Source organism: Escherichia whittamii (assembly GCF_014836715.1).
GTDB classification, from domain to species: Bacteria; Pseudomonadota; Gammaproteobacteria; order Enterobacterales; family Enterobacteriaceae; genus Escherichia; species Escherichia whittamii.
Genome location: NZ_JACSQI010000004.1, coordinates 310,878 through 331,763, shown reverse-complemented (window position 1 = coordinate 331,763; position 20,886 = coordinate 310,878). Strand labels below are relative to the sequence as shown.

Here is a 20,886-nt window from a genome sequence, read left to right as displayed (position 1 = left end):
TCAGTTGAAGGTTGCGCCTACACTAAGCATAGATGTTCCTGGAATTTTTAATATCGCCATAACTTTCAATTAAATTTGAAATTTTGTAAAATATTTTTAGTAGCTTAAATGTGATTCAACATCACTGGAGAAAGTCTTATGAAACTCGCCGTATATAGCACAAAACAGTACGACAAAAAGTACCTGCAACAGGTGAACGAGTCCTTTGGCTTTGAGCTGGAATTTTTTGACTTTCTGCTGACGGAAAAAACGGCAAAAACCGCCAACGGTTGCGAAGCTGTATGCATTTTCGTAAACGACGATGGCAGCCGTCCGGTGCTGGAAGAGCTGAAAAAGCACGGCGTTAAATATATCGCCCTGCGCTGTGCCGGTTTTAATAACGTTGATCTCGACGCAGCAAAAGAACTGGGGTTCAAAGTGGTGCGTGTCCCGGCTTACGATCCGGAAGCCGTCGCTGAACATGCGATTGGTATGATGATGACGCTGAACCGTCGTATTCACCGTGCATATCAGCGTACCCGTGACGCTAACTTCTCTCTGGAGGGGCTTACTGGTTTTACTATGTACGGTAAAACAGCGGGGGTTATTGGTACCGGTAAAATCGGTGTGGCGATGCTGCGCATTCTGAAAGGTTTTGGTATGCGTCTGCTGGCGTTCGATCCGTACCCAAGTGCAGCAGCGCTGGAACTCGGCGTGGAATATGTCGATCTGCCGACTTTGTTCTCTGAATCAGACGTTATCTCCCTGCACTGTCCGCTGACGCCGGAGAACTACCACCTGCTGAATGAGGCAGCGTTCGATCAGATGAAAAATGGCGTAATGATCATCAACACCAGTCGTGGTGCGCTGATTGATTCACAAGCGGCGATTGAAGCGCTGAAAAACCAGAAAATTGGATCGCTGGGAATGGACGTGTATGAGAATGAACGCGATCTTTTCTTTGAAGATAAATCCAACGATGTGATTCAGGATGATGTTTTCCGTCGTCTGTCAGCCTGCCATAACGTACTGTTTACCGGACACCAGGCGTTCCTGACGGCAGAAGCCCTGACCAGTATTTCCCAGACTACACTGCAAAACTTGAGCAATCTGGAAAAAGGCGAACCCTGCCCGAACGAACTGGTTTAATCTTACCGCTCCCCTGTCTTACAGGGGAGCTTATTCAGATAATCCCCAAAGATATTTAATCTTCTATCCTTAAAATATGTTTTAAGGACGGATAAGGCGCAATCAGCGTTGCCTCCGGCAAAAAGCACCAAATTTATACCTTAAGTAGAGAACTAAAATGAAGAAAGTTGCCGCGCTAGTCGCACTAAGCCTGCTGATGGCGGGATGTGTAAGTAATGACAAAATTGCTGTAACGCCAGAACAGCTACAGCATCACCGTTTCGTACTGGAAAGTGTAAATGGTCAACCTGTTGCCAGCGAGAAAAACCCGCCAGAAATCAGCTTTGGCGAAAAGATGATGATTTCTGGCAACATGTGCAACCGCTTTAGCGGCGAAGGTAAACTTTCGGACGGAGAACTGAAAGTTAAAGGACTGGCAATGACCCGTATGATGTGTGCCAACCCACAGCTTAACAAACTCGATAACACCATCAGCGAAATGCTGAAAGAAGGTGCGCAAGTGGATCTGACCGCGAATCAGTTAACGCTGGCGACCGCGAAACAGACATTAACGTATAAGCTGGCGGATTTAGTGAATTAATAACTGCCACAACTTCCGGCGGCAAGCGACTGTTCGCTACAGCGTTTGCCGTTGGGTAATGCACACATCCCGATCGCTGTACCATCCAGTTGACGGGCAACGGAAAGCGAACCGCCAATCATTGCACAATTTGCCTCTCCGCTACTCGACATCGACGCTTTTAAACCAGGGGCCACATGCGCCGCGGTCGCCTGCTGAACAGGTTCACTACTACACGCTGACAACAATAAAACGGCAGCCCCAACGCACAACATTACTCGCATCTTTACTTCCTCAAATCTTTAAGTCCAACGAAACCGCCGTAATAATAGGCAGCATAAGCGGCTACGTCGAGAACTGTATTGCGAATTGCAACGTATTTTTACTATTTTGTGGCTTTTTTTTCGCCCAGGGCTTGATCAAAACATTCATTACGCTGATGTAGAGAACACAAAAGCGAAAATGCAGCAGAAAGCCATTTGCTAAAATTAAAAGATTACTACTGGGCGCGCAGTTTTTTCGTGCGCCCCTCATTTGCGCAATGTAAGGGTGTCGTATGATCACAATTGACGGAAATGGCGCGGTAGCTTCGGTGGCATTTCGCACCAGTGAAGTTATCGCCATTTACCCTATTACCCCGAGTTCCACGATGGCAGAACAGGCTGATGCCTGGGCCGGAAACGGCCTGAAGAACGTATGGGGAGATACACCTCGTGTAGTTGAAATGCAGTCAGAAGCTGGCGCTATCGCAACTGTGCATGGTGCTTTGCAAACAGGCGCTCTTTCGACATCATTTACATCGTCGCAGGGTTTACTGCTGATGATCCCGACGCTGTATAAACTGGCGGGTGAGTTGACGCCGTTTGTACTGCATGTGGCTGCGCGCACTGTGGCCACTCATGCGCTCTCTATTTTTGGCGATCATTCAGACGTGATGGCGGTACGTCAGACTGGCTGCGCCATGCTGTGTGCAGCAAACGTGCAGGAAGCACAAGACTTTGCTCTCATTTCGCACATCGCAACGCTGAAAAGCCGCGTGCCATTTATTCATTTCTTTGATGGTTTCCGCACTTCCCACGAAATCAACAAAATTGTCCCACTGGCCGACGACACTATTCTTGAGCTGATGCCCCAGGCAGAAATTGATGCTCATCGCATTCGCGCACTTAATCCGGAACATCCTGTGATCCGCGGTACGTCGGCTAATCCGGACACTTACTTCCAGTCACGCGAGGCCACTAACCCGTGGTACAACGCGGTCTATGACCATGTTGAACAGGCGATGACTGATTTCGCTGCCGCTACAGGTCGCCAGTATCAGCCGTTTGAGTATTATGGTCATCCGCAGGCGGAACGGGTGATTATCCTGATGGGGTCGGCCATCGGCACCTGTGAAGAAGTCGTGGACGAATTGCTGACCCGAGGCGAAAAAGTAGGCGTGCTAAAAGTTCGACTTTACCGCCCTTTCTCCGCCAGACACTTACTGCAAGCATTGCCGAGCTCTGTACGTACTGTGGCGGTGCTGGATCGCACCAAAGAGCCTGGTGCGCAGGCAGAACCACTGTATCTGGATGTAATGACGGCGCTGGCTGAAGCCTTTAATAATGGCGAGCGCGAAACACTGCCACGCGTCATTGGCGGGCGCTATGGCTTATCATCCAAAGAGTTTGGCCCGGACTGCGTGCTTGCAGTATTCGCCGAACTCAACGCAGCCAAGCCGAAAGCACGCTTTACCGTCGGTATTTATGACGATGTAACCAATTTGTCGCTACCGTTGCCGGAAAATACTCTGCCGAACTCCGCAAAACTGGAAGCACTCTTTTACGGGCTGGGTAGCGACGGCAGCGTTTCCGCAACTAAAAACAATATCAAAATTATCGGTAACTCGACGCCATGGTACGCACAGGGCTATTTTGTTTACGACTCTAAAAAAGCGGGGGGCCTGACGGTTTCCCATCTGCGCGTAAGCGAGCAGCCCATCCGTTCCGCGTATTTGATTTCGCAAGCTGATTTTGTTGGCTGCCACCAGTTGCAGTTTATCGACAAATATCAAATGGCCGAACGTTTAAAACCAGGCGGTATTTTCCTGCTCAACACGCCGTACAGTGCCGATGAAGTCTGGTCGCGGCTGCCGCAAGAAGTCCAGGCTGTGTTGAACCAGAAAAAAGCGCGTTTCTATGTGATTAACGCGGCGAAAATTGCCCGCGAATGTGGGCTGGCAGCCCGCATTAACACCGTCATGCAGATGGCGTTCTTCCACCTGACGCAAATTCTGCCTGGCGACAGCGCCCTGGCCGAACTTCAGGGCGCCATTGCCAAAAGCTACAGCAGCAAAGGCCAGGATCTGGTGGAACGCAACTGGCAAGCTCTGGCACTGGCGCTCGAATCCGTTGAGGAAGTACCACTGCAACCGGTAAATCCGCAAAGTGCCAACCGTCCGCCTGTGGTATCTGATGCCGCACCCGATTTTGTCAAAACGGTTACCGCTGCGATGCTCGCCGGACTTGGCGACGCCCTCCCCGTTTCGGCGCTACCACCAGACGGCACCTGGCCGATGGGGACTACTCGCTGGGAAAAACGCAACATTGCTGAAGAGATCCCTATCTGGAAAGAGGAACTCTGTACCCAATGCAACCACTGCGTCGCGGCTTGCCCACACTCCGCCATTCGCGCGAAAGTCGTACCGCCCGAAGCGATGGAAAACGCTCCGGCCAGCCTGCATTCACTGGATGTGAAATCTCGTGATATGCGCGGGCAGAAATATGTGTTGCAGGTCGCACCGGAAGATTGCACCGGTTGTAATCTGTGCGTCGAAGTTTGCCCGGCGAAAGACCGTCAGGATCCAGAGATCAAAGCCATCAATATGATGTCGCGTCTGGAACATGTAGAAGAAGAGAAAATCAACTACGACTTCTTCCTGAATTTACCAGAAATCGACCGCAGCAAACTGGAACGTATTGATATTCGTACTTCGCAGTTGATCACTCCGCTGTTTGAATATTCTGGCGCTTGCTCCGGCTGTGGTGAGACGCCGTATATTAAATTGCTCACTCAGCTCTATGGCGATCGGATGTTGATTGCCAACGCTACTGGTTGTTCTTCAATTTATGGCGGTAACCTGCCTTCCACGCCATATACCACCGATGCCAACGGTCGTGGACCTGCCTGGGCAAATTCTCTCTTTGAAGATAACGCCGAATTCGGCCTTGGTTTCCGCCTGACGGTCGATCAACACCGCGCACGCGTATTGCGTTTGCTGGATCAATTTGCCGATAAAATCCCGGCTGAGTTACTGGCGGCGTTGAAATCAGACGCCACGCCAGACGTTCGTCGTGAACAAGTCGCTGATTTACGCCAGCAACTCAACGATGTTGCCGAAGCACATGAACTGCTGCGTGACGCCGATGCGCTTGTTGAGAAATCAATCTGGCTGATTGGTGGTGACGGCTGGGCTTACGACATCGGCTTTGGCGGTCTGGATCATGTGCTGAGTCTGACGGAAAACGTCAACATCCTGGTGCTGGATACACAATGCTATTCCAATACCGGTGGTCAGGCGTCGAAAGCCACTCCGCTTGGCGCGGTAACTAAGTTTGGTGAGCATGGCAAACGCAAGGCACGCAAAGATCTTGGTGTTAGCATGATGATGTACGGTCATGTTTATGTCGCGCAGATTTCTCTTGGCGCTCAACTCAACCAGACGGTGAAAGCGATTCAGGAAGCTGAAGCGTATCCGGGGCCATCGCTTATTATTGCTTACAGCCCATGTGAAGAGCACGGTTATGATCTGGCATTAAGTCACGATCAAATGCGTCAACTCACCGCAACTGGCTTCTGGCCTCTGTATCGCTTTGATCCGCGTCGAGCCGATGAGGGTAAACTGCCGCTGGCGCTGGATTCCCGCCCGCCTTCAGAAGCTCTGGAAGAAACGCTTCTTCATGAGCAGCGTTTCCGCCGTCTGAACACGCAACAGCCAGAAGTGGCAGAACAATTATGGAAAGATGCCGCCGCTGATTTGCAAAAACGTTATGACTTCCTGGCACAAATGGCCGGAAAGGCGGAAAAAAATAGCACCGAGTAAACTTTCTGGATAACGATTATCCAACTCAAAAAAAAGCCCGAACGAAAGTTCGGGCTTGTCTTTTTATTCATTGGAAGAACATTAGTAATGCAATGACCCAACCGAAAATAAAATCTGTGACAATAAAGGCATATAACCCGCGCAGAATAACCCATGCTTTATTAAATGTATAATTTTAATTTTGCATGAATCCTCAATAACACATTCATCAAACTTATCACTATTTCCGTAGAATTATCTTATTAAGGTTTTACTTAAGGCGTAACAAATTATATTTATCTGCTAACTGAACTTCTCCTTTAGGATGTTTTCATTCCCCAAGCAGGGGAAATTAATGCAAATAAAATAACTAAAGGATTTATTCAATGAAAAGCAAAGTACTGGCGCTCTTAATTCCTGCCCTGCTCGCCGCAGGTGCTGCACATGCAGCAGAAGTTTATAATAAAGACGGCAATAAATTAGACCTGTATGGCAAAGTCGATGGCCTGCATTATTTTTCTGATAATGCGAATAGTGATGGTGATCAAACTTATGTGCGTTTTGGTTTTAAAGGCGAAACCCAAATTACCGATCAACTGGTCGGTTATGGTCAGTGGGAATATAACGTTCAGGCTAATGGCTCTGAAAATGATAAAGGCGACTCCTGGACTCGTCTGGCATTTGCCGGTCTGAAATTTGGTGACTTCGGTTCATTTGACTATGGTCGTAATTATGGCGTGATGTACGACATCGAAGGCTGGACAGATATGCTGCCTGAATTCGGTGGCGACTCTTATACTAAAGCCGATAACTATATGACCGGTCGTGCAAACGGCGTCGCGACTTACCGTAACACCGATTTCTTTGGTTTGGTTGATGGCCTGAACTTTGCGTTACAGTATCAGGGAGCGAACGAAAACCAGGTTAGCCATGAGCAAGAAGGTACTGCAAACGGTGGCGATCGTAATATTAAGAATGCAAATGGCGACGGCTTCGGTATTTCCTCTACCTATGACTTAGGTATGGGGGTGAGCATTGGTGCTGCGTATACCAGTTCTGATCGTACCAACCAACAGGCGGAATTCTCTACAGCAAAAGGCGATAAGGCTGACGCATGGACGGCAGGGGCAAAATACGATGCTCACAATATCTACCTTGCAACCATGTACTCTGAAACCCGTAACATGACGCCTTACGGCAATTCAGCAAATACGATTGCCGACAAAACTCAGAACTTTGAAGTTACAGCCCAGTATCAGTTTGATTTTGGCCTGCGTCCGGCTGTCTCTTTCCTGATGTCTAAAGGCAACGATTTGGTCGGGACTGATGGCGATAAAGATCTGGTTAAATACGCTGATGTTGGCGCAACATATTATTTCAACAAAAACATGTCCACCTATGTTGATTATAAAATCAACCTGCTTGATGAAGATGACGGCTTCTACGCTGCGAACGGTATCTCTACCGATGATATCGTTGCTTTAGGTCTGGTATACCAGTTTTAATCTTGCCTGCCCGCCGTTTGGCGGGCTTTTTCTTCATATTTTTCCTCCCTTGATCTAAATTAAAAATGTGAACTCCGTCATTACACAAAATGTGTCATCTGGCGTTACACTTTATGCGGATACTAAAACAGGAGGTTTTATGAACAGAACGATTCTTGTCCCTATCGATATTTCAGATTCAGAATTAACTCAACGCGTGATTAGCCACGTTGAGGCAGAGGCAAAGATTGATGACGCAGAGGTTCATTTCCTGACGGTAATACCTTCGCTGCCCTACTATGCCTCTCTGGGATTAGCGTATTCCGCAGAATTACCCGCAATGGATGACCTGAAAGCGGAAGCCAAATCGCAACTGGAAGAGATAATTAAAAAATTCAAACTGCCATCTGACAGGGTGCATGTTCATGTCGAAGAGGGTTCGCCAAAAGACCGTATTCTGGAAATGGCGAAAAAGATCCCTGCTCATATGATCATTATCGCCTCCCATCGACCGGACATCACCACCTACTTGCTGGGCTCTAACGCCGCCGCCGTAGTGCGTCACGCAGAGTGCTCAGTGCTGGTCGTACGCTAACACTAACGCCCGCAGATCGCTGCGGGCTTTTTGATTCATTTCGCAAATGTGCTGACATTTTCCCCTCTAATCCGTACCATACACGCCACAGTTTTTATATCAGATTTCTTATGCTGGACGTTCCGGCATGACGCATACTTTTCTGATGCCATATAACGAATTGAGTCGCTATTAAATGTCACAAAATCAAGAAATTAGTAAGAAAGAGCAATACAACCTGAACAAATTGCAAAAACGTCTGCGTCGTAACGTGGGCGAAGCCATTGCTGACTTCAATATGATTGAAGATGGCGACCGCATTATGGTTTGCCTCTCCGGGGGCAAAGACAGCTATACCATGCTGGAGATCCTGCGTAATTTGCAGCAAAGCGCGCCAATCAATTTCTCGCTGGTTGCCGTTAACCTTGACCAGAAACAGCCTGGCTTCCCGGAACACGTTCTGCCGGAGTATCTCGAAAAGCTGGGCGTTGAGTATAAGATTGTTGAAGAGAATACTTACGGGATCGTAAAAGAGAAAATCCCTGAAGGAAAAACCACCTGCTCACTGTGCTCTCGTCTGCGTCGCGGTATCCTTTATCGCACCGCAACAGAACTGGGTGCCACGAAAATCGCACTGGGCCACCACCGCGATGATATTCTGCAAACGCTGTTCTTAAATATGTTCTACGGTGGCAAGATGAAAGGGATGCCACCGAAACTGATGAGCGATGATGGCAAACATATCGTGATTCGTCCGCTGGCCTACTGCCGCGAAAAAGATATTCAGCGTTTTGCCGATGCGAAAGCCTTCCCGATTATTCCATGTAACCTGTGCGGCTCGCAGCCTAACCTGCAACGTCAGGTGATTGCCGATATGCTACGCGACTGGGATAAGCGTTATCCGGGACGTATCGAGACAATGTTCAGCGCAATGCAAAATGTAGTGCCGTCTCATCTGTGCGATACCAATCTGTTCGATTTCAAAGGCATTACCCACGGTTCAGAAGTGGTTAATGGTGGCGATCTGGCCTTCGACCGTGAAGAGATCCCACTGCAACCCGCAGGCTGGCAACCAGAAGAAGACGAAAATCAACTGGATGAACTGCGGCTGAATGTGGTTGAAGTGAAATAACCAGGATAGCGCCCGATACGCAAGCTTATCGGGCTACTCTTGTGTAGGCCGGATAAGACGCCGCCAGCGTCGCATCCGGCAATTCAACATTTCCTTATTTTAACAACCGTACCCGGCACGTTTTCCCTTTAATCTTGCCGCCCTGTAACTGCTTCCATGTCTTATGGGCAACACACTGACGCACTGCGACATAAACATGCGCTGGATGCACGGTGATTTTGCCGATATCAGCGCCATCAAGACCAATATCACCCGTCAACGCACCTAACACATCGCCCGGTCGCATTTTGGCTTTTTTCCCGCCATCGATACACAACGTTGCCATTTCTGCCTCCAGCGGCACAATGTCCCTGCTGACTGGTGGCGTTTGCCAGTTAAGTTTCATCTGCAACATGTCGGCAATGATATTGGCACGCTGTGCTTCTTCTGGCGCACAGAAACTGATCGCCAGACCACTATTTCCTGCACGCGCCGTACGCCCAATACGATGCACATGAACTTCAGGGTCCCACGCCAGCTCAAAGTTCACCACCAGTTCAAGCGATTTAATATCCAGTCCACGCGCAGCGACATCGGTCGCAACCAGCACGCGGGCGCTACCGTTGGCAAAACGTACCAGAGTCTGGTCGCGGTCACGTTGTTCCAGATCGCCATGTAACGACAATGCACTTTGCCCTACTTCGTTCAGCGCGTCACACACAGCCTGGCAATCTTTTTTGGTGTTACAAAACACCACACAAGACGATGGCTGATGCACACTTAATAACCGTTGCAATAACGGAATTTTGCCCTTGCTGGATGTCTCATAAAATTGTTGTTCAACAGGTGGCAGAGCATCTGTTGTGTCTATTTCAATCGCCAGGGGATCTCGTTGTACACGACCGCTAATTGCGGCGATCGCTTCCGGCCAGGTAGCAGAGAAGAGAAGCGTCTGGCGAGAAGCAGGAGCAAAACCGATGACTTCATCAATTGCGTCGCTAAACCCCATATCCAGCATACGGTCGGCTTCATCCATTACCAACGTATTCAACGCATCTAACGAAACAGTGCCTTTTTGCAGGTGATCCAACAAACGCCCCGGCGTTGCTACGATGATATGCGGCGCGTGTTGCAGTGAATCGCGCTGAATGCCAAACGGCTGACCCCCGCATAAGGTCAAGATTTTGGTATTTGGTAGAAAACGCGCCAGCCGACGTAACTCCCCTGCGACTTGATCCGCCAGTTCACGAGTCGGACACAGCACTAAAGCCTGAGTCTGAAACAGCGACGCATCAATTTGCTGTAACAACCCGAGGCCAAATGCCGCGGTTTTTCCGCTGCCGGTTTTCGCCTGCACGCGAACATCTTTTCCGGCAAGGATCGCCGGAAGTGCGGCGGCCTGCACCGGTGTCATGGTTAAGTAACCCAACTCATTAAGGTTAGTGAGCTGGGCGGGAGGCAAAACGTTCAGGGTAGAAAAAGCGGTCACAATCTATTCTCGTGGTCATCAGCGCAAAGTTAGCAGGCGCGTATCCTCGCAGATCTACGCTCACGTTGCGACAATTTAATCGGTTCTTCATCGGGCGGCGGGTCGGGCATAGGTTGTGGACGAGGGATTGGATCGGGAACTGGGACGGGCTCGCCAGGAATCGGTTCAGGGACAGGAATTTGCAAATAAATGAGTGTCATCATATTTCCCTTTAGTCATTGGGTAGACTCTTAAAGGGTAGACGTTGACAGATAACAGGCAAAAAAAAGCCGACTTATCTAAGTCGGCGTCGTACGAATCAATTGTGCTATGCAGTAATTCAAAAAAGGAAGTAAGACAATATGGAGCGCAACGCCCATCGCTTGACGTTGCATTCACCTGCGTGAAAGATATTGCCCTGAATGGGTAGAGAGTTTATTGACTTCGCTCAAACTTTACGGCGTTTTTGTATACAGAAAGTAGACAAATTTTCTTTTGTTACAACCATTTACTACGGTGCAACCATAAAGCAACACCACCAATAAGAACAACTAACAGAATACAAAAAAGCGAAAAACCAAATTGCCATCCTCCACCAGGAATACCGCCGAGGTTAACGCCAAATAACCCAGTTAAAAATGTACTGGGTAAAAAGACCATTGCCATCAATGACATTGTATAAGTACGGCGGGCCAGATTTTCCTGCATCACTTGGGCGATTTCGTCCGCCATCACGCCAGTTCTCGCAATGCACGCGTCAATCTCGTCCAGACCGCGCCCAAGACGGTCAGCAATATCCTGCATTCGGCGCCGTTGATCGTCATTCATCCAGGGCAGGCGCTCGCTGGCAAGACGAGCATAAACATCCCGCTGCGGCGCCATATAGCGACGCATAACAATGAGTTGTTTTCGTAGTAGTGCCAGGAAACCGCGCGGCGGAATTTGTTGATCAAGTAAATTATCTTCTAAGTCGATAATTTTATCGTGCAGTTGCTCTATAAACTCATTGGAGTGATCGGTTAATGCATCACACACATCCACCAGCCAGCCTCCGCAATCGGTCGGGCCGGTCCCCTCTTCCAGATCGCTAACGACATCGTCTAACGCCAGTACTTTACGTTGTCGGGTCGAGACAATGAACCGACCGTCCATATAAACACGCATGGCGACCAGCTGGTCGGGACGTTCATCAGTACTGCCATTAATGCAGCGCAAAGTAATCAACGTCCCTTCGCCAAGACGGCTGACTCTGGGCCGCGTGCTTTCCCCTGCCAGTGCGTCACGCACGTTATTTGGCAGCAATGGTGTCGTAGCCAGCCACTGAGCGCTGTCATGGTGCACATAATTAAGGTGGAGCCAGCAGGGATGCTCTTCATCTATCTCATCTGTATTTTCCAGCGGTTTAACGCCGCCTTTACCATCCAACATCCAGGCAAATACTGCATCCGGTACATTTATGTCCGATCCCTTAATCGTATCCACAGTGCCTCCATTATCAATGCTTTATTTTGTAGTCTAGTCTTCTGGTCATCTTACGCAACATCTCCTCACTCCATTACCCTGAAATGATTAATAAAATCCTGTCAAAACTAAATACAGAAAGCAAAATACTTTTCATGATGAGAAAAGGGGTAAAGTGTTAAATAGCGTCTATCATTATCAGAATTATCTGATCATTTGTCGTGGCATTTTTTCGATCAGATAACAACAGAAAATTGATAAAAATAACGGGATTTCAATGACTACGCACAACTTCAGTACCCTGGACTTATTAACCAGTCCTGTCTGGATCGTTTCACCCTTCGAAGAACGGTTAATTTATGCTAATAGCGCAGCACAACTGTTGATGCAAGAACTCACTTTTAGTCAGCTACGAACCGGCCTCTATTCCGTCTCCTCCCAAAACGAACTACCAAAATATCTCGTAGACCTGCATAACCAACTCGATATTGTAGAAATTCTCACGGTCAATCGTAATGGTGAAGAGACAGCATTAAGCTGTCGGTTGACCCTTAAAGAGATGAGTGATTATGGGGAAGTGATTATATTTGAAGGAATGGAGACACCCGCGAGTCTGGGCTTAAAAGCCAGCCGTTCTGCAAATTATCAGCGTAAAAAACAAGGGTTTTATGCGCGCTTTTTTCTGACTAACTCCGCGCCAATGCTGTTGATAGATCCCTCGCGTGATGGCCAAATTGTCGACGCCAATGTGGCCGCACTCAATTTCTATGGCTATAACCATGAAACAATCTGTCAGAAACACACCTGGGAAATTAATATTCTTGGGCGCCGTGTGATGCCTGTCATGCATGAAATTTCGCGTTTACCCGGCGGGCATAAACCACTTAACTTTGTCCATAAGCTGGCAGATGGATCTACTCGTCATGTGCAAACTTATGCCGGGCCAATTGAGATTTATGGCGACAAGTTAATGTTGTGCATCGTGCATGATATTACCGAGCAAAAAAGGCTGGAACAGCAGCTGGAGCACGCTGCTCACCATGACGCATTGACGGGGTTACTTAACCGCCGACAATTTTATCACATCACCGAGCAAGGCCAGATGCAGCATCTCGCAATCGCTCAGGATTACAGTTTGTTGCTTATCGACACCGATCGTTTTAAGCATATCAATGACCTGTACGGTCACCAGAAAGGTGATGAAGTTTTATGCGCACTGGCGCGTACGCTCGAAAGCTGCGCTCGCAAAGGCGATATGGTGTTTCGATGGGGAGGTGAAGAGTTCGTCTTATTATTACCAAGAACTCCGCTGGATACCGCAATTTCTCTCGCTGAAACTATCCGATTGAGCGTGGCAAAAGTGAGTATTTCTGGTTTACCGCGCTTTACGGTCAGCATTGGCGTGGCACATCACGAAGGCAATGAAGGCATCGATGAACTGTTTAAACGCGTAGATGATGCGTTGTATCGGGCGAAAAATGACGGACGCAACCGCGTACTGGCGGCTTGATATTTTCAATAGCGCGGAAGCGTCAATGAATTATCGACTGCGTTTAGCGTGACGCTCCCAGTTTTCTTGTTTCGCCTGCGCTGTTTTACGCAGTGCAACGTAACACGCTCCGCTGCCGCCATGATGCGGTAGCGCGGTGCAATAAGCCTGTACGTCATCAAACTCTGTCAGCCAGCGTGCAACATAACTACGGACAATGTTGGCATGAGATTTATCATCTCTGCCTTTGCCGTGAATGATAAGTACATTGCGCAAACCATCCGCCCGCGCCTGATGAATAAAACTAAACACCATTTTGCGGCACTCTTCTACCGACTGGCGTAGTAAATTCAGGCTAGCCTGTTGTGGATATTTGCCGCTGCGTAGCTTATCGAGCACCCCATGTTGTAAGCCTTCCCGACGAAACTCCAGTGGCTGATTTAGCGGGATAATATCGAGAAATCCCGTGGTGAGGAAATTATCAAGTTGCAGCGTGTCTATACGCTGCGGCGCACGTTGGTTACGCACAGGATGCCAGTGGACATCAGTAGCGCGTTTCAGTGGTTGGACATCTTCCATGGCGTCAAGAAACAGCGATTTGTCGTCAAGGTTCATGTAACCTCCTATGTACCTTCGCACGTCGTGATTCAGACGGGTTAATCGTTCATACATCTGATACTTGCTGCATCGTTCACTTCGTAAGTTGAAACAACATTTTGCTCCATACCGGCAAGTGCCCCCCGCAGGCGGGGCATTTTATACCAGCCAGGTTGCAGTATCGAACAGTTTAGGTCGGGAGTGAGCCTGCACAGCCCCTAATTAAGGCGATTTGTCCATCACATAACCAATATATAATGAAGGTAATTCGTTGCACTTCGCCTGAAATATACTTAAGCAAGTCATTTGGCAATATGTTCAAACGCCGCACAGGTTAATCACCCGCTAAATTCGCCAGTCGATTAACGATGCATGATTATTCAATCACGAGGTGAACGGTTTAACTTATATTTTCGTGAAATCTGTCACTGAAGAAAATTGGCAACTGATGGGCAAAACCGTTATAACACTGTCACCGGCTGACAGGAAACAGGCCGGATTCAAGACGCGGATGCACTGCTGTGTGTACTGTAGAGTCTGGCGGATGTCGACAGACTCTATTTTTTATTCATTTGTTTGCATTGCAGAAAACTACATTTTCGCCGGTGTCGGAAGAAGTAACGAAGCGGCAGACGCATTTAGCCCGGAAATCCACTTCAGCACTATCGATAAAACCGGAAGCGAATCCAGGTACCTACTATTCATTAGTCTTACCGTACCCTCTTATCTTCTTGTGGTATGGCTGCTAATGTTGCTTGCGTGGTATCTTGTCGGTCAGCTGATTAGTCCGGGGGTTTACCCACATTTATCTTAAGAGAGAACGGATGCTGAGATTACTTGAAGAAAAAATTGCCACGCCACTGGGTCCTCTATGGATTATTTGCGATGAACAATTTCGTCTGCGGGCGGTTGAGTGGGAAGAGTATAGCGATCGCATGGTGCAACTGTTGGACATCCATTATCGCAAAGAAGGTTATGAGCGTATTTCTGCCACCAATCCCGGCGGGTTGAGCGATAAACTCCGTGATTATTTTGCCGGTAATCTAAGCATTATTGATTCCCTACCCACTGCCACCGGCGGCACGCCATTTCAACGGGAAGTATGGAAAACGCTACGCACTATCCCGTGTGGACAGGTAATGCATTACGGTCAACTGGCAGAACAACTAGGCCGCCCAGGGGCCGCGCGTGCCGTCGGCGCAGCCAACGGTGCAAACCCGATCAGTATTGTAGTGCCTTGTCACCGGGTCATTGGCCGAAACGGCACAATGACAGGATATGCAGGCGGAGTGCAGCGAAAAGAGTGGTTATTGCGCCATGAAGGTTATCTTTTACTGTAAACATTAAGCAATTTGTGCCTGCTTGTTCACACTTTTACGTAAAGTCATCATTAACAATCTAAGGTTTTTCAATTAGATAGGTATAAATTTACATCTATTATCGGAATTCTCTGCTGTTAAGGTTTGCTTAGACTTACTTGCTCCCTAAAAAGATGTTAAAATTGACAAATATCAATTACGGCTTGAGCAGACCTATGATCCCGGAAAAGCGAATTATACGGCGCATTCAGTCTGGCGGTTGTGCTATCCATTGCCAGGATTGCAGCATCAGTCAGCTTTGCATCCCGTTCACACTCAACGAACATGAGCTTGATCAGCTTGATAATATCATCGAGCGAAAGAAGCCTATTCAGAAAGGCCAGACGCTGTTTAAGGCTGGTGATGAACTTAAATCGCTTTATGCCATCCGCTCCGGTACGATTAAAAGTTATACCATTACAGAGCAAGGCGACGAGCAAATCACTGGCTTCCATTTAGCAGGCGATCTGGTGGGTTTTGATGCCATAGGCAGCGGTCATCATCCAAGCTTCGCCCAGGCACTTGAAACCTCGATGGTGTGTGAAATTCCATTCGAAACGCTGGACGATCTGTCTGGTAAAATGCCAAATCTGCGCCAACAGATGATGCGTCTGATGAGCGGCGAAATTAAAGGCGATCAGGACATGATCCTGCTGTTGTCGAAGAAAAATGCCGAAGAACGTCTGGCTGCATTTATCTACAATCTGTCCCGTCGTTTTGCCCAACGCGGCTTCTCCCCTCGTGAATTCCGCCTGACGATGACTCGTGGCGATATCGGTAACTATCTGGGCCTGACGGTAGAAACCATCAGCCGTCTGCTGGGGCGCTTCCAGAAAAGCGGCATGCTGGCAGTCAAAGGTAAATATATCACCATCGAAAATAACGATGCGCTGGCCCAACTAGCCGGTCATACACGCAACGTCGCCTGATTTTTCCGCATAACTCACTATCCTTCTGTCATATCATTAAATTTTTCTCATTTATTGATCTGGCAGAAGGTTCATCACTGTTTCATTCACCAGATCTGGGTTACTCTTTTAATACAAACTGCATTGACAGTTGTTGTAAGGAGACTCTGTATGGCTATGTATCAGAACATGCTTGTTGTTATCGATCCTAACCAGGACGATCAACCCGCATTACGGCGAGCTGTTTATTTGCATCAACGGATTGGTGGCAAAATTAAAGCCTTTTTGCCTATTTATGACTTCTCATACGAGATGACTACCCTGCTCTCACCCGACGAGCGGACCGCCATGCGTCAGGGCGTCATTAGTCAGCGTACTGCGTGGATCCACGAGCAGGCGAAATACTATCTTAACGCTGGCGTTCCCATTGAAATTAAAGTGGTCTGGCATAACCGCCCTTTCGAAGCCATCATTCAGGAAGTACTTAGCGGTGGGCACGATCTGGTGCTAAAAATGGCGCACCAACATGACCGCCTGGAAGCGGTGATTTTTACTCCAACAGACTGGCATCTGTTACGCAAATGCCCAAGCCCGGTGTGGATGGTGAAAGACCAGCCGTGGCCGGAAGGAGGTAAGGCGCTGGTGGCGGTCAATCTCGCCAGCGAAGAGCCGTATCATAATGCGCTCAATGAAAAACTGGTGAAAGAGACGATCGAGCTGGCGGACCAGGTCAACCACACCGAGGTACATCTGGTTGGAGCTTATCCAGTAACCCCCATCAATATTGCGATTGAACTGCCGGAATTTGATCCAAGCGTTTATAACGATGCTATTCGCGGGCAACATTTACTGGCAATGAAAGCCCTGCGGCAGAAATTCGGCATTGACGAGAAAATGACGCATGTCGAAAAAGGTCTGCCGGAAGAAGTGATTCCCGATTTAGCGGAGCATTTACAGGCAGGCATTGTGGTTCTGGGAACCGTAGGACGTACTGGTATTTCTGCAGCATTCCTTGGCAATACGGCGGAACAAGTGATTGATCATCTTCGCTGCGACCTGCTGGTGATTAAACCAGACCAATACCAGACACCTGTCGAACTGGATGACGAAGACGACGATTAATCGTTCGTCACCTGCTATCAAGGCCCGAAGTTACGGGCCTTTTCTTTTACTTACTTGTCCTCTCCACCGAGGAAATAAATACCCAGCGGGATTGCCAGTAACACGGTAAAGACCAGGCTATAGACAAAAATCATTGACGACTGAATCACATACATTGATGTCGTCCATTCGGACAGCGGGATATTGTATTGTTCAATAACGCCACCAATAGTCGCGCGAGTCACTACCGACGCCGCAATAATGAAAACCGCCAACAAACCTACGAGAAACTTTCTTCCCTTCGCTGACTTCAGTTTCGCCATGATCATAATGTAATCCTTTTGCAGACAAACTCTTTGTTACTTGCGCGTAACAATACCATGACATTTTGACGTTGTCTGCTCTGAAAGCAATAGATTGTCGCGTAACATATCATCAACTCGTTGATAAATTCGCTAATGTTGCTACTTCCTTCCCTGTCTATTGATGATATGCATGAATTATCGCGATAAAATAACCCCGCCAGGGGTTTCCGGCATGACGTCAACAATCTGGAGGAGCCTGATAAAACAATGATCGCTGAACTGTTTACAAATAATGCGCTTAATCTGGTCATTATTTTCGGTAGCTGCGCAGCATTGATTCTTATGAGCTTTTGGTTTCGCCGTGGAAATCATAACAGAAAAGGATTCTTATTCCACGCAGTGCAATTTTTAATCTACACCATAATTATCAGTGCTGTCGGTAGCATCATTAATTATGTCATTGAAAACTACAAACTCAAATTTATCACCCCGGACGCTATTGATTTTATCTGTACGTCCCTGATAGCGCTTATCCTGACGGTTAAGTTATTCCTTCTAATCAATCAGTTTGAAAAACAGCAGATTAAAAAAGGCCGCGATATTACCAGTGCACGGATTATGTCGCGGATCATCAAAATCAGCATCATCGTCGTCATTGTTCTGCTCTATGGCGAACATTTCGGCATGAGCCTTTCTGGCTTGCTGACTTTTGGTGGAATTGGTGGTCTTGCAGTGGGTATGGCCGGTAAGGATATTCTGAGCAACTTCTTTTCCGGCATTATGCTCTACTTTGATCGCCCCTTTAGTATTGGCGACTGGATCCGTTCTCCTGACAGAAATATCGAAGGAACGGTGGCAGAAATTGGCTGGCGAATGACTAAAATCACCACATTTGATCATCGTCCGCTGTATGTGCCGAACTCGCTGTTTTCGTCTATCAGCGTAGAAAACCCCGGTCGAATGACCAACCGTCGTATTACTACGACCATTGGTTTACGTTATGAAGATGCGGCTAAAGTGGGCGCTATTGTCGAAGCGGTACGCGAAATGCTTAATAATCATCCCGCCATCGACCAGCGGCAAACTCTATTGGTTTATTTCAACCAGTTTGCCGATTCATCGCTAAATATTATGGTTTATTGCTTTACTAAAACCACGGTTTGGGCCGAATGGCTTGCCGCCCAGCAGGACGTATATTTGAAAATTATCGATATTGTACAGTCGCATGGCGCGGATTTTGCCTTCCCCAGCCAGACGTTGTATATGGAGAATAACACACTACCAGAACAGGTGAAGTAACAACCCGCAGAAACTGGATGGCGAAATGCTTATTCGCCATCCAGTCTTATTTATTATTCAATTAACAGCAGCCAGTGCGACATTATTCTCGCCAGCTTTAAACTGAACATATTGTTCCTCAGTACCAAAGAAAACTTCCGACTCTGTACTGTGACCGATCCCCGGCACCGTTTCATTCCCTGAATATTGCCAAAGCGTCCAGGGATTACGCCCTTCAAGCTTCACACCAGCTTGTCCCCAATACCCCATCCACACCATATACTGCTCGAATCGGCTATCCATGAAATGTGACAGGTTATTATGATTACCATACAATATGGGCGTTTTATGATAATTTTTGTAGATTAAATCGGCAAAACGCAAAATATCATTACGTGCATTAGACATTCCCGATTTTTTAAAGCAGTTTAGTTGAGTTGTATCTTCACCTTCAGGATTTACCAATAGAATGCCGGGCGGCAACATTTTCGGGTCTGCGGGCAGGAGACTTTTTGCCGTTTCCAATTGCGCCTCAGGTGTGCGACAAAAATCAAATTTGAAATAACCTCCACGGTCAAATTTGGAATCTGCTAATCGTTTCCAGTGAGACTTAAATGATGAATCGGGACCTCTCCAGCCAACCACTCTCGCATACACAAAACGCGCAGACGATTTTTCCTGGAATAATTTCCAGTCTATTTCACCATCGTTAGAAGAAATATCATGCCCGTGAATCGGGTAAATTTCTGGCGTTTTAAAAATACGAATGTCAGGACGGTTGGGAATTGCACTTACGGGGCCATAAGGAATCTCAATCGATTTATTATCTTTTTCCTGATTATCTGCGGGGACAGGGTCTGACTTATCAATTGAGAATGAGGCCACATCAATATTCGTAAACTCCCCTGCTTTACCCGCAGCCAACTGAGTCTTATTATCCAGACGACTTGCCGCAGGTTCATTGATGAAGAAGAATCCCCCTGGACCCGCGGGCATTTCTGTTGCACCTATCCAGGCATCGCTTAAGTGTAATCCCTTACCTTGTTCATCCAGTTTTTCATTAATATCTGAATATTGATCATTAACATAGATAAATAAACTCAATGTTCTGGTTATTCCTGCGTAGTATTCCTTTTTTCCATCTACCTTTACCATATACGACTTACCAAAACGTTCGTCGGCAACACCATTCGTTACTCCTTTGATAATTGTATCGAAAAAGACACTACCGCGCTTTGCCTCCAGTGAGTAAACCTCTGTTTTATCATCACCGGCAGCTATTGCATACGCACCAGGATTACTGTACGAGTTAGAATTACCTGCTCCGATAGTCATGCCATACAAGCCAGAACCAAAGCAAGCATTGACTAAAGTCAGAACATGGAAATAACGCTTTGCCAGAATATTAAGTTGTGTGTTCAGAGCTGGCATTTCATACATGCCTTTTGAACCATCAATATCCGTAGCGTTGCTCAATACAAACGCAGGGGCTTTATCAGAATTACCATTTTGAGTGCCAAAACGACCATGGCCTGAATAAGCAATTAACAAGCGAGCTTTCTTATCAAACATCGTCCCTCTGGCAGGTAAATATTCCTTTAAAAAATAATTAATATTATCTAATGATGCTTCCTGATCTCTCAGTAAAATAACCTCATCAAACTTCTGTCCGTTGATAAGAAAATCAGCCATTCTCTGGCCATCCACCGCGGCTGCCGGAATATCTGCATGTAATAGTGGATATTTTGAAATTGCAATAATCAACCCGATCGAGCGAGTTTTCGCTGCATCCTGATCGGGTATTTTTAACGCATCACTGATCCGGATATCCAGTTTCCCTGGGTTATCTGGCCCATAGTGGACAAAAAAATGACAATATTCATCAGGGACCATTGCGCCATTTTTGCAAATGTCATCTGCGCGGACATCAGTCATTCCCAGTGATATTCCTGCAATTAACAGCCCCAGGACCGTTTTACATAAATTTGGCCATCGCCTGTTCATG

18 protein-coding genes and 1 pseudogene are annotated in these 20,886 nt (G+C 47.5%); 12 read left to right on the top strand and 7 right to left on the bottom strand.

The features are described from left to right. The first annotated feature begins 138 nt into the window (after positions 1-138). Both ldhA and hslJ read left to right on the top strand, forming a co-directional pair. Positions 139-1,128, top strand: a complete 990-nt coding sequence (ldhA, locus tag H9644_RS09385) for a D-lactate dehydrogenase (RefSeq protein ID WP_064527367.1) — start codon at positions 139-141, stop codon at positions 1,126-1,128. A 157-nt stretch (positions 1,129-1,285) separates the two neighbouring features. After that, the gene (gene hslJ / locus H9644_RS09380) at positions 1,286-1,708 is read left to right on the top strand and encodes a heat shock protein HslJ (protein WP_191774296.1); all 423 of its coding nucleotides are present in this window, start codon (positions 1,286-1,288) and stop codon (positions 1,706-1,708) included. On the opposite strand, the gene H9644_RS09375 is transcribed toward hslJ, so the two are convergent. Next, positions 1,705-1,971 carry a putative hemolysin gene (locus tag H9644_RS09375; protein ID WP_064527363.1) on the bottom strand — a complete coding sequence of 89 codons (267 nt, stop codon included), beginning with the start codon at positions 1,969-1,971 and terminating at the stop codon, positions 1,705-1,707. The genes hslJ and H9644_RS09375 overlap by 4 nt on opposite strands. Before the next feature lie 272 nt (positions 1,972-2,243). On the opposite strand from H9644_RS09375, the gene nifJ reads away from it, so the two are divergent. The 4 genes from nifJ (at position 2,244) to ttcA (ending at position 8,937) form a co-directional block, all read left to right on the top strand. Then, on the top strand, positions 2,244-5,768 hold the full coding sequence (gene nifJ / locus H9644_RS09370) for a pyruvate:ferredoxin (flavodoxin) oxidoreductase (protein WP_191774294.1): 3,525 nt from the start codon (positions 2,244-2,246) through the stop codon (positions 5,766-5,768). A 365-nt stretch (positions 5,769-6,133) separates the two neighbouring features. After that, positions 6,134-7,252, top strand: coding sequence for a porin OmpC (gene ompC / locus H9644_RS09365; RefSeq protein WP_191774292.1), 1,119 nt, complete (start codon positions 6,134-6,136; stop codon positions 7,250-7,252). Between the two features lie 139 nt (positions 7,253-7,391). Next, entirely contained in the window at positions 7,392-7,826 is a 435-nt protein-coding gene (gene uspF / locus H9644_RS09360) for a universal stress protein UspF (protein ID WP_064527357.1), read from the top strand. A gap of 175 nt (positions 7,827-8,001) precedes the next feature. Then, entirely contained in the window at positions 8,002-8,937 is a 936-nt protein-coding gene (gene ttcA, locus H9644_RS09355) for a tRNA 2-thiocytidine(32) synthetase TtcA (protein WP_064527356.1), read from the top strand. Positions 8,938-9,031: 94 nt separating this feature from the next. Here ttcA and dbpA read toward each other — a convergent pair whose 3' ends face one another. The 3 genes from dbpA to zntB all read right to left on the bottom strand — a co-directional run bounded on the left by dbpA (position 9,032) and on the right by zntB (position 11,866). Beyond that, on the bottom strand, positions 9,032-10,405 hold the full coding sequence (dbpA, locus tag H9644_RS09350; RefSeq protein WP_191774290.1) for an ATP-dependent RNA helicase DbpA: 1,374 nt from the start codon (positions 10,403-10,405) through the stop codon (positions 9,032-9,034). A 29-nt stretch (positions 10,406-10,434) separates the two neighbouring features. Further along, on the bottom strand, positions 10,435-10,608 hold the full coding sequence (gene ynaL, locus H9644_RS21810; RefSeq protein ID WP_064527351.1) for a proline-rich small protein YnaL: 174 nt from the start codon (positions 10,606-10,608) through the stop codon (positions 10,435-10,437). 274 nt (positions 10,609-10,882) lie between these two features. After that, the gene (zntB, locus tag H9644_RS09345; RefSeq protein ID WP_064527345.1) at positions 10,883-11,866 is read right to left on the bottom strand and encodes a zinc transporter ZntB; all 984 of its coding nucleotides are present in this window, start codon (positions 11,864-11,866) and stop codon (positions 10,883-10,885) included. Positions 11,867-12,122: 256 nt separating this feature from the next. Here zntB and H9644_RS09340 point away from each other — a divergent pair, with 256 nt between their 5' ends. Continuing rightward, positions 12,123-13,355: a sensor domain-containing diguanylate cyclase gene (locus H9644_RS09340; protein ID WP_191774288.1), complete on the top strand. Its 1,233-nt coding sequence runs from the start codon at positions 12,123-12,125 to the stop codon at positions 13,353-13,355. A gap of 30 nt (positions 13,356-13,385) precedes the next feature. Here the strand turns inward: H9644_RS09340 and smrA are convergent, their stop codons facing one another. Then, positions 13,386-13,949 carry a DNA endonuclease SmrA gene (gene smrA / locus H9644_RS09335; protein WP_064527341.1) on the bottom strand — a complete coding sequence of 188 codons (564 nt, stop codon included), beginning with the start codon at positions 13,947-13,949 and terminating at the stop codon, positions 13,386-13,388. A gap of 653 nt (positions 13,950-14,602) precedes the next feature. Between smrA and H9644_RS09330 the strand changes: the two are divergent. From H9644_RS09330 to uspE, 4 genes and pseudogenes are all read left to right on the top strand, one after another. After that, positions 14,603-14,745: pseudogene (locus tag H9644_RS09330) on the top strand (AbgT family transporter); the annotation flags it as partial. Between the two features lie 10 nt (positions 14,746-14,755). Continuing rightward, positions 14,756-15,271 carry a methylated-DNA--[protein]-cysteine S-methyltransferase gene (ogt, locus tag H9644_RS09325; RefSeq protein WP_064527339.1) on the top strand — a complete coding sequence of 172 codons (516 nt, stop codon included), beginning with the start codon at positions 14,756-14,758 and terminating at the stop codon, positions 15,269-15,271. A 194-nt stretch (positions 15,272-15,465) separates the two neighbouring features. Continuing rightward, positions 15,466-16,218: a fumarate/nitrate reduction transcriptional regulator Fnr gene (gene fnr / locus H9644_RS09320; protein WP_000611911.1), complete on the top strand. Its 753-nt coding sequence runs from the start codon at positions 15,466-15,468 to the stop codon at positions 16,216-16,218. 150 nt (positions 16,219-16,368) lie between these two features. Beyond that, positions 16,369-17,319 (top strand): universal stress protein UspE, encoded by a 951-nt coding sequence (gene uspE / locus H9644_RS09315; protein ID WP_064527333.1) that lies wholly within the window; start codon positions 16,369-16,371, stop codon positions 17,317-17,319. A gap of 50 nt (positions 17,320-17,369) precedes the next feature. On the opposite strand, the gene H9644_RS09310 is transcribed toward uspE, so the two are convergent. Next, positions 17,370-17,627, bottom strand: coding sequence for a DUF2534 family protein (locus H9644_RS09310; RefSeq protein WP_064527331.1), 258 nt, complete (start codon positions 17,625-17,627; stop codon positions 17,370-17,372). Between the two features lie 243 nt (positions 17,628-17,870). On the opposite strand from H9644_RS09310, the gene ynaI reads away from it, so the two are divergent. Next, the gene (ynaI, locus tag H9644_RS09305) at positions 17,871-18,902 is read left to right on the top strand and encodes a low conductance mechanosensitive channel YnaI (protein ID WP_064527329.1); all 1,032 of its coding nucleotides are present in this window, start codon (positions 17,871-17,873) and stop codon (positions 18,900-18,902) included. 57 nt (positions 18,903-18,959) lie between these two features. On the opposite strand, the gene H9644_RS09300 is transcribed toward ynaI, so the two are convergent. Next, positions 18,960-20,885 carry a GH25 family lysozyme gene (locus H9644_RS09300; RefSeq protein ID WP_191774286.1) on the bottom strand — a complete coding sequence of 642 codons (1,926 nt, stop codon included), beginning with the start codon at positions 20,883-20,885 and terminating at the stop codon, positions 18,960-18,962. Position 20,886: the final 1 nt, after the last annotated feature.

Coding starts and splice junctions, on each gene's coding strand:
- ogt (WP_064527339.1), top strand. CDS start 14,756: ATGCTGAGATTACTTGAAGAAAAAATTGCCACGCCACTGGGTCCTCTA.
- uspF (WP_064527357.1), top strand. CDS start 7,392: ATGAACAGAACGATTCTTGTCCCTATCGATATTTCAGATTCAGAATTA.
- H9644_RS09340 (WP_191774288.1), top strand. CDS start 12,123: ATGACTACGCACAACTTCAGTACCCTGGACTTATTAACCAGTCCTGTC.
- hslJ (WP_191774296.1), top strand. CDS start 1,286: ATGAAGAAAGTTGCCGCGCTAGTCGCACTAAGCCTGCTGATGGCGGGA.
- H9644_RS09375 (WP_064527363.1), bottom strand. CDS start 1,971: ATGCGAGTAATGTTGTGCGTTGGGGCTGCCGTTTTATTGTTGTCAGCG.
- ynaL (WP_064527351.1), bottom strand. CDS start 10,608: ATGATGACACTCATTTATTTGCAAATTCCTGTCCCTGAACCGATTCCT.
- uspE (WP_064527333.1), top strand. CDS start 16,369: ATGGCTATGTATCAGAACATGCTTGTTGTTATCGATCCTAACCAGGAC.
- ompC (WP_191774292.1), top strand. CDS start 6,134: ATGAAAAGCAAAGTACTGGCGCTCTTAATTCCTGCCCTGCTCGCCGCA.
- H9644_RS09310 (WP_064527331.1), bottom strand. CDS start 17,627: ATGATCATGGCGAAACTGAAGTCAGCGAAGGGAAGAAAGTTTCTCGTA.
- nifJ (WP_191774294.1), top strand. CDS start 2,244: ATGATCACAATTGACGGAAATGGCGCGGTAGCTTCGGTGGCATTTCGC.
- ynaI (WP_064527329.1), top strand. CDS start 17,871: ATGATCGCTGAACTGTTTACAAATAATGCGCTTAATCTGGTCATTATT.
- H9644_RS09300 (WP_191774286.1), bottom strand. CDS start 20,885: ATGAACAGGCGATGGCCAAATTTATGTAAAACGGTCCTGGGGCTGTTA.
- ldhA (WP_064527367.1), top strand. CDS start 139: ATGAAACTCGCCGTATATAGCACAAAACAGTACGACAAAAAGTACCTG.
- ttcA (WP_064527356.1), top strand. CDS start 8,002: ATGTCACAAAATCAAGAAATTAGTAAGAAAGAGCAATACAACCTGAAC.
- fnr (WP_000611911.1), top strand. CDS start 15,466: ATGATCCCGGAAAAGCGAATTATACGGCGCATTCAGTCTGGCGGTTGT.
- smrA (WP_064527341.1), bottom strand. CDS start 13,949: ATGAACCTTGACGACAAATCGCTGTTTCTTGACGCCATGGAAGATGTC.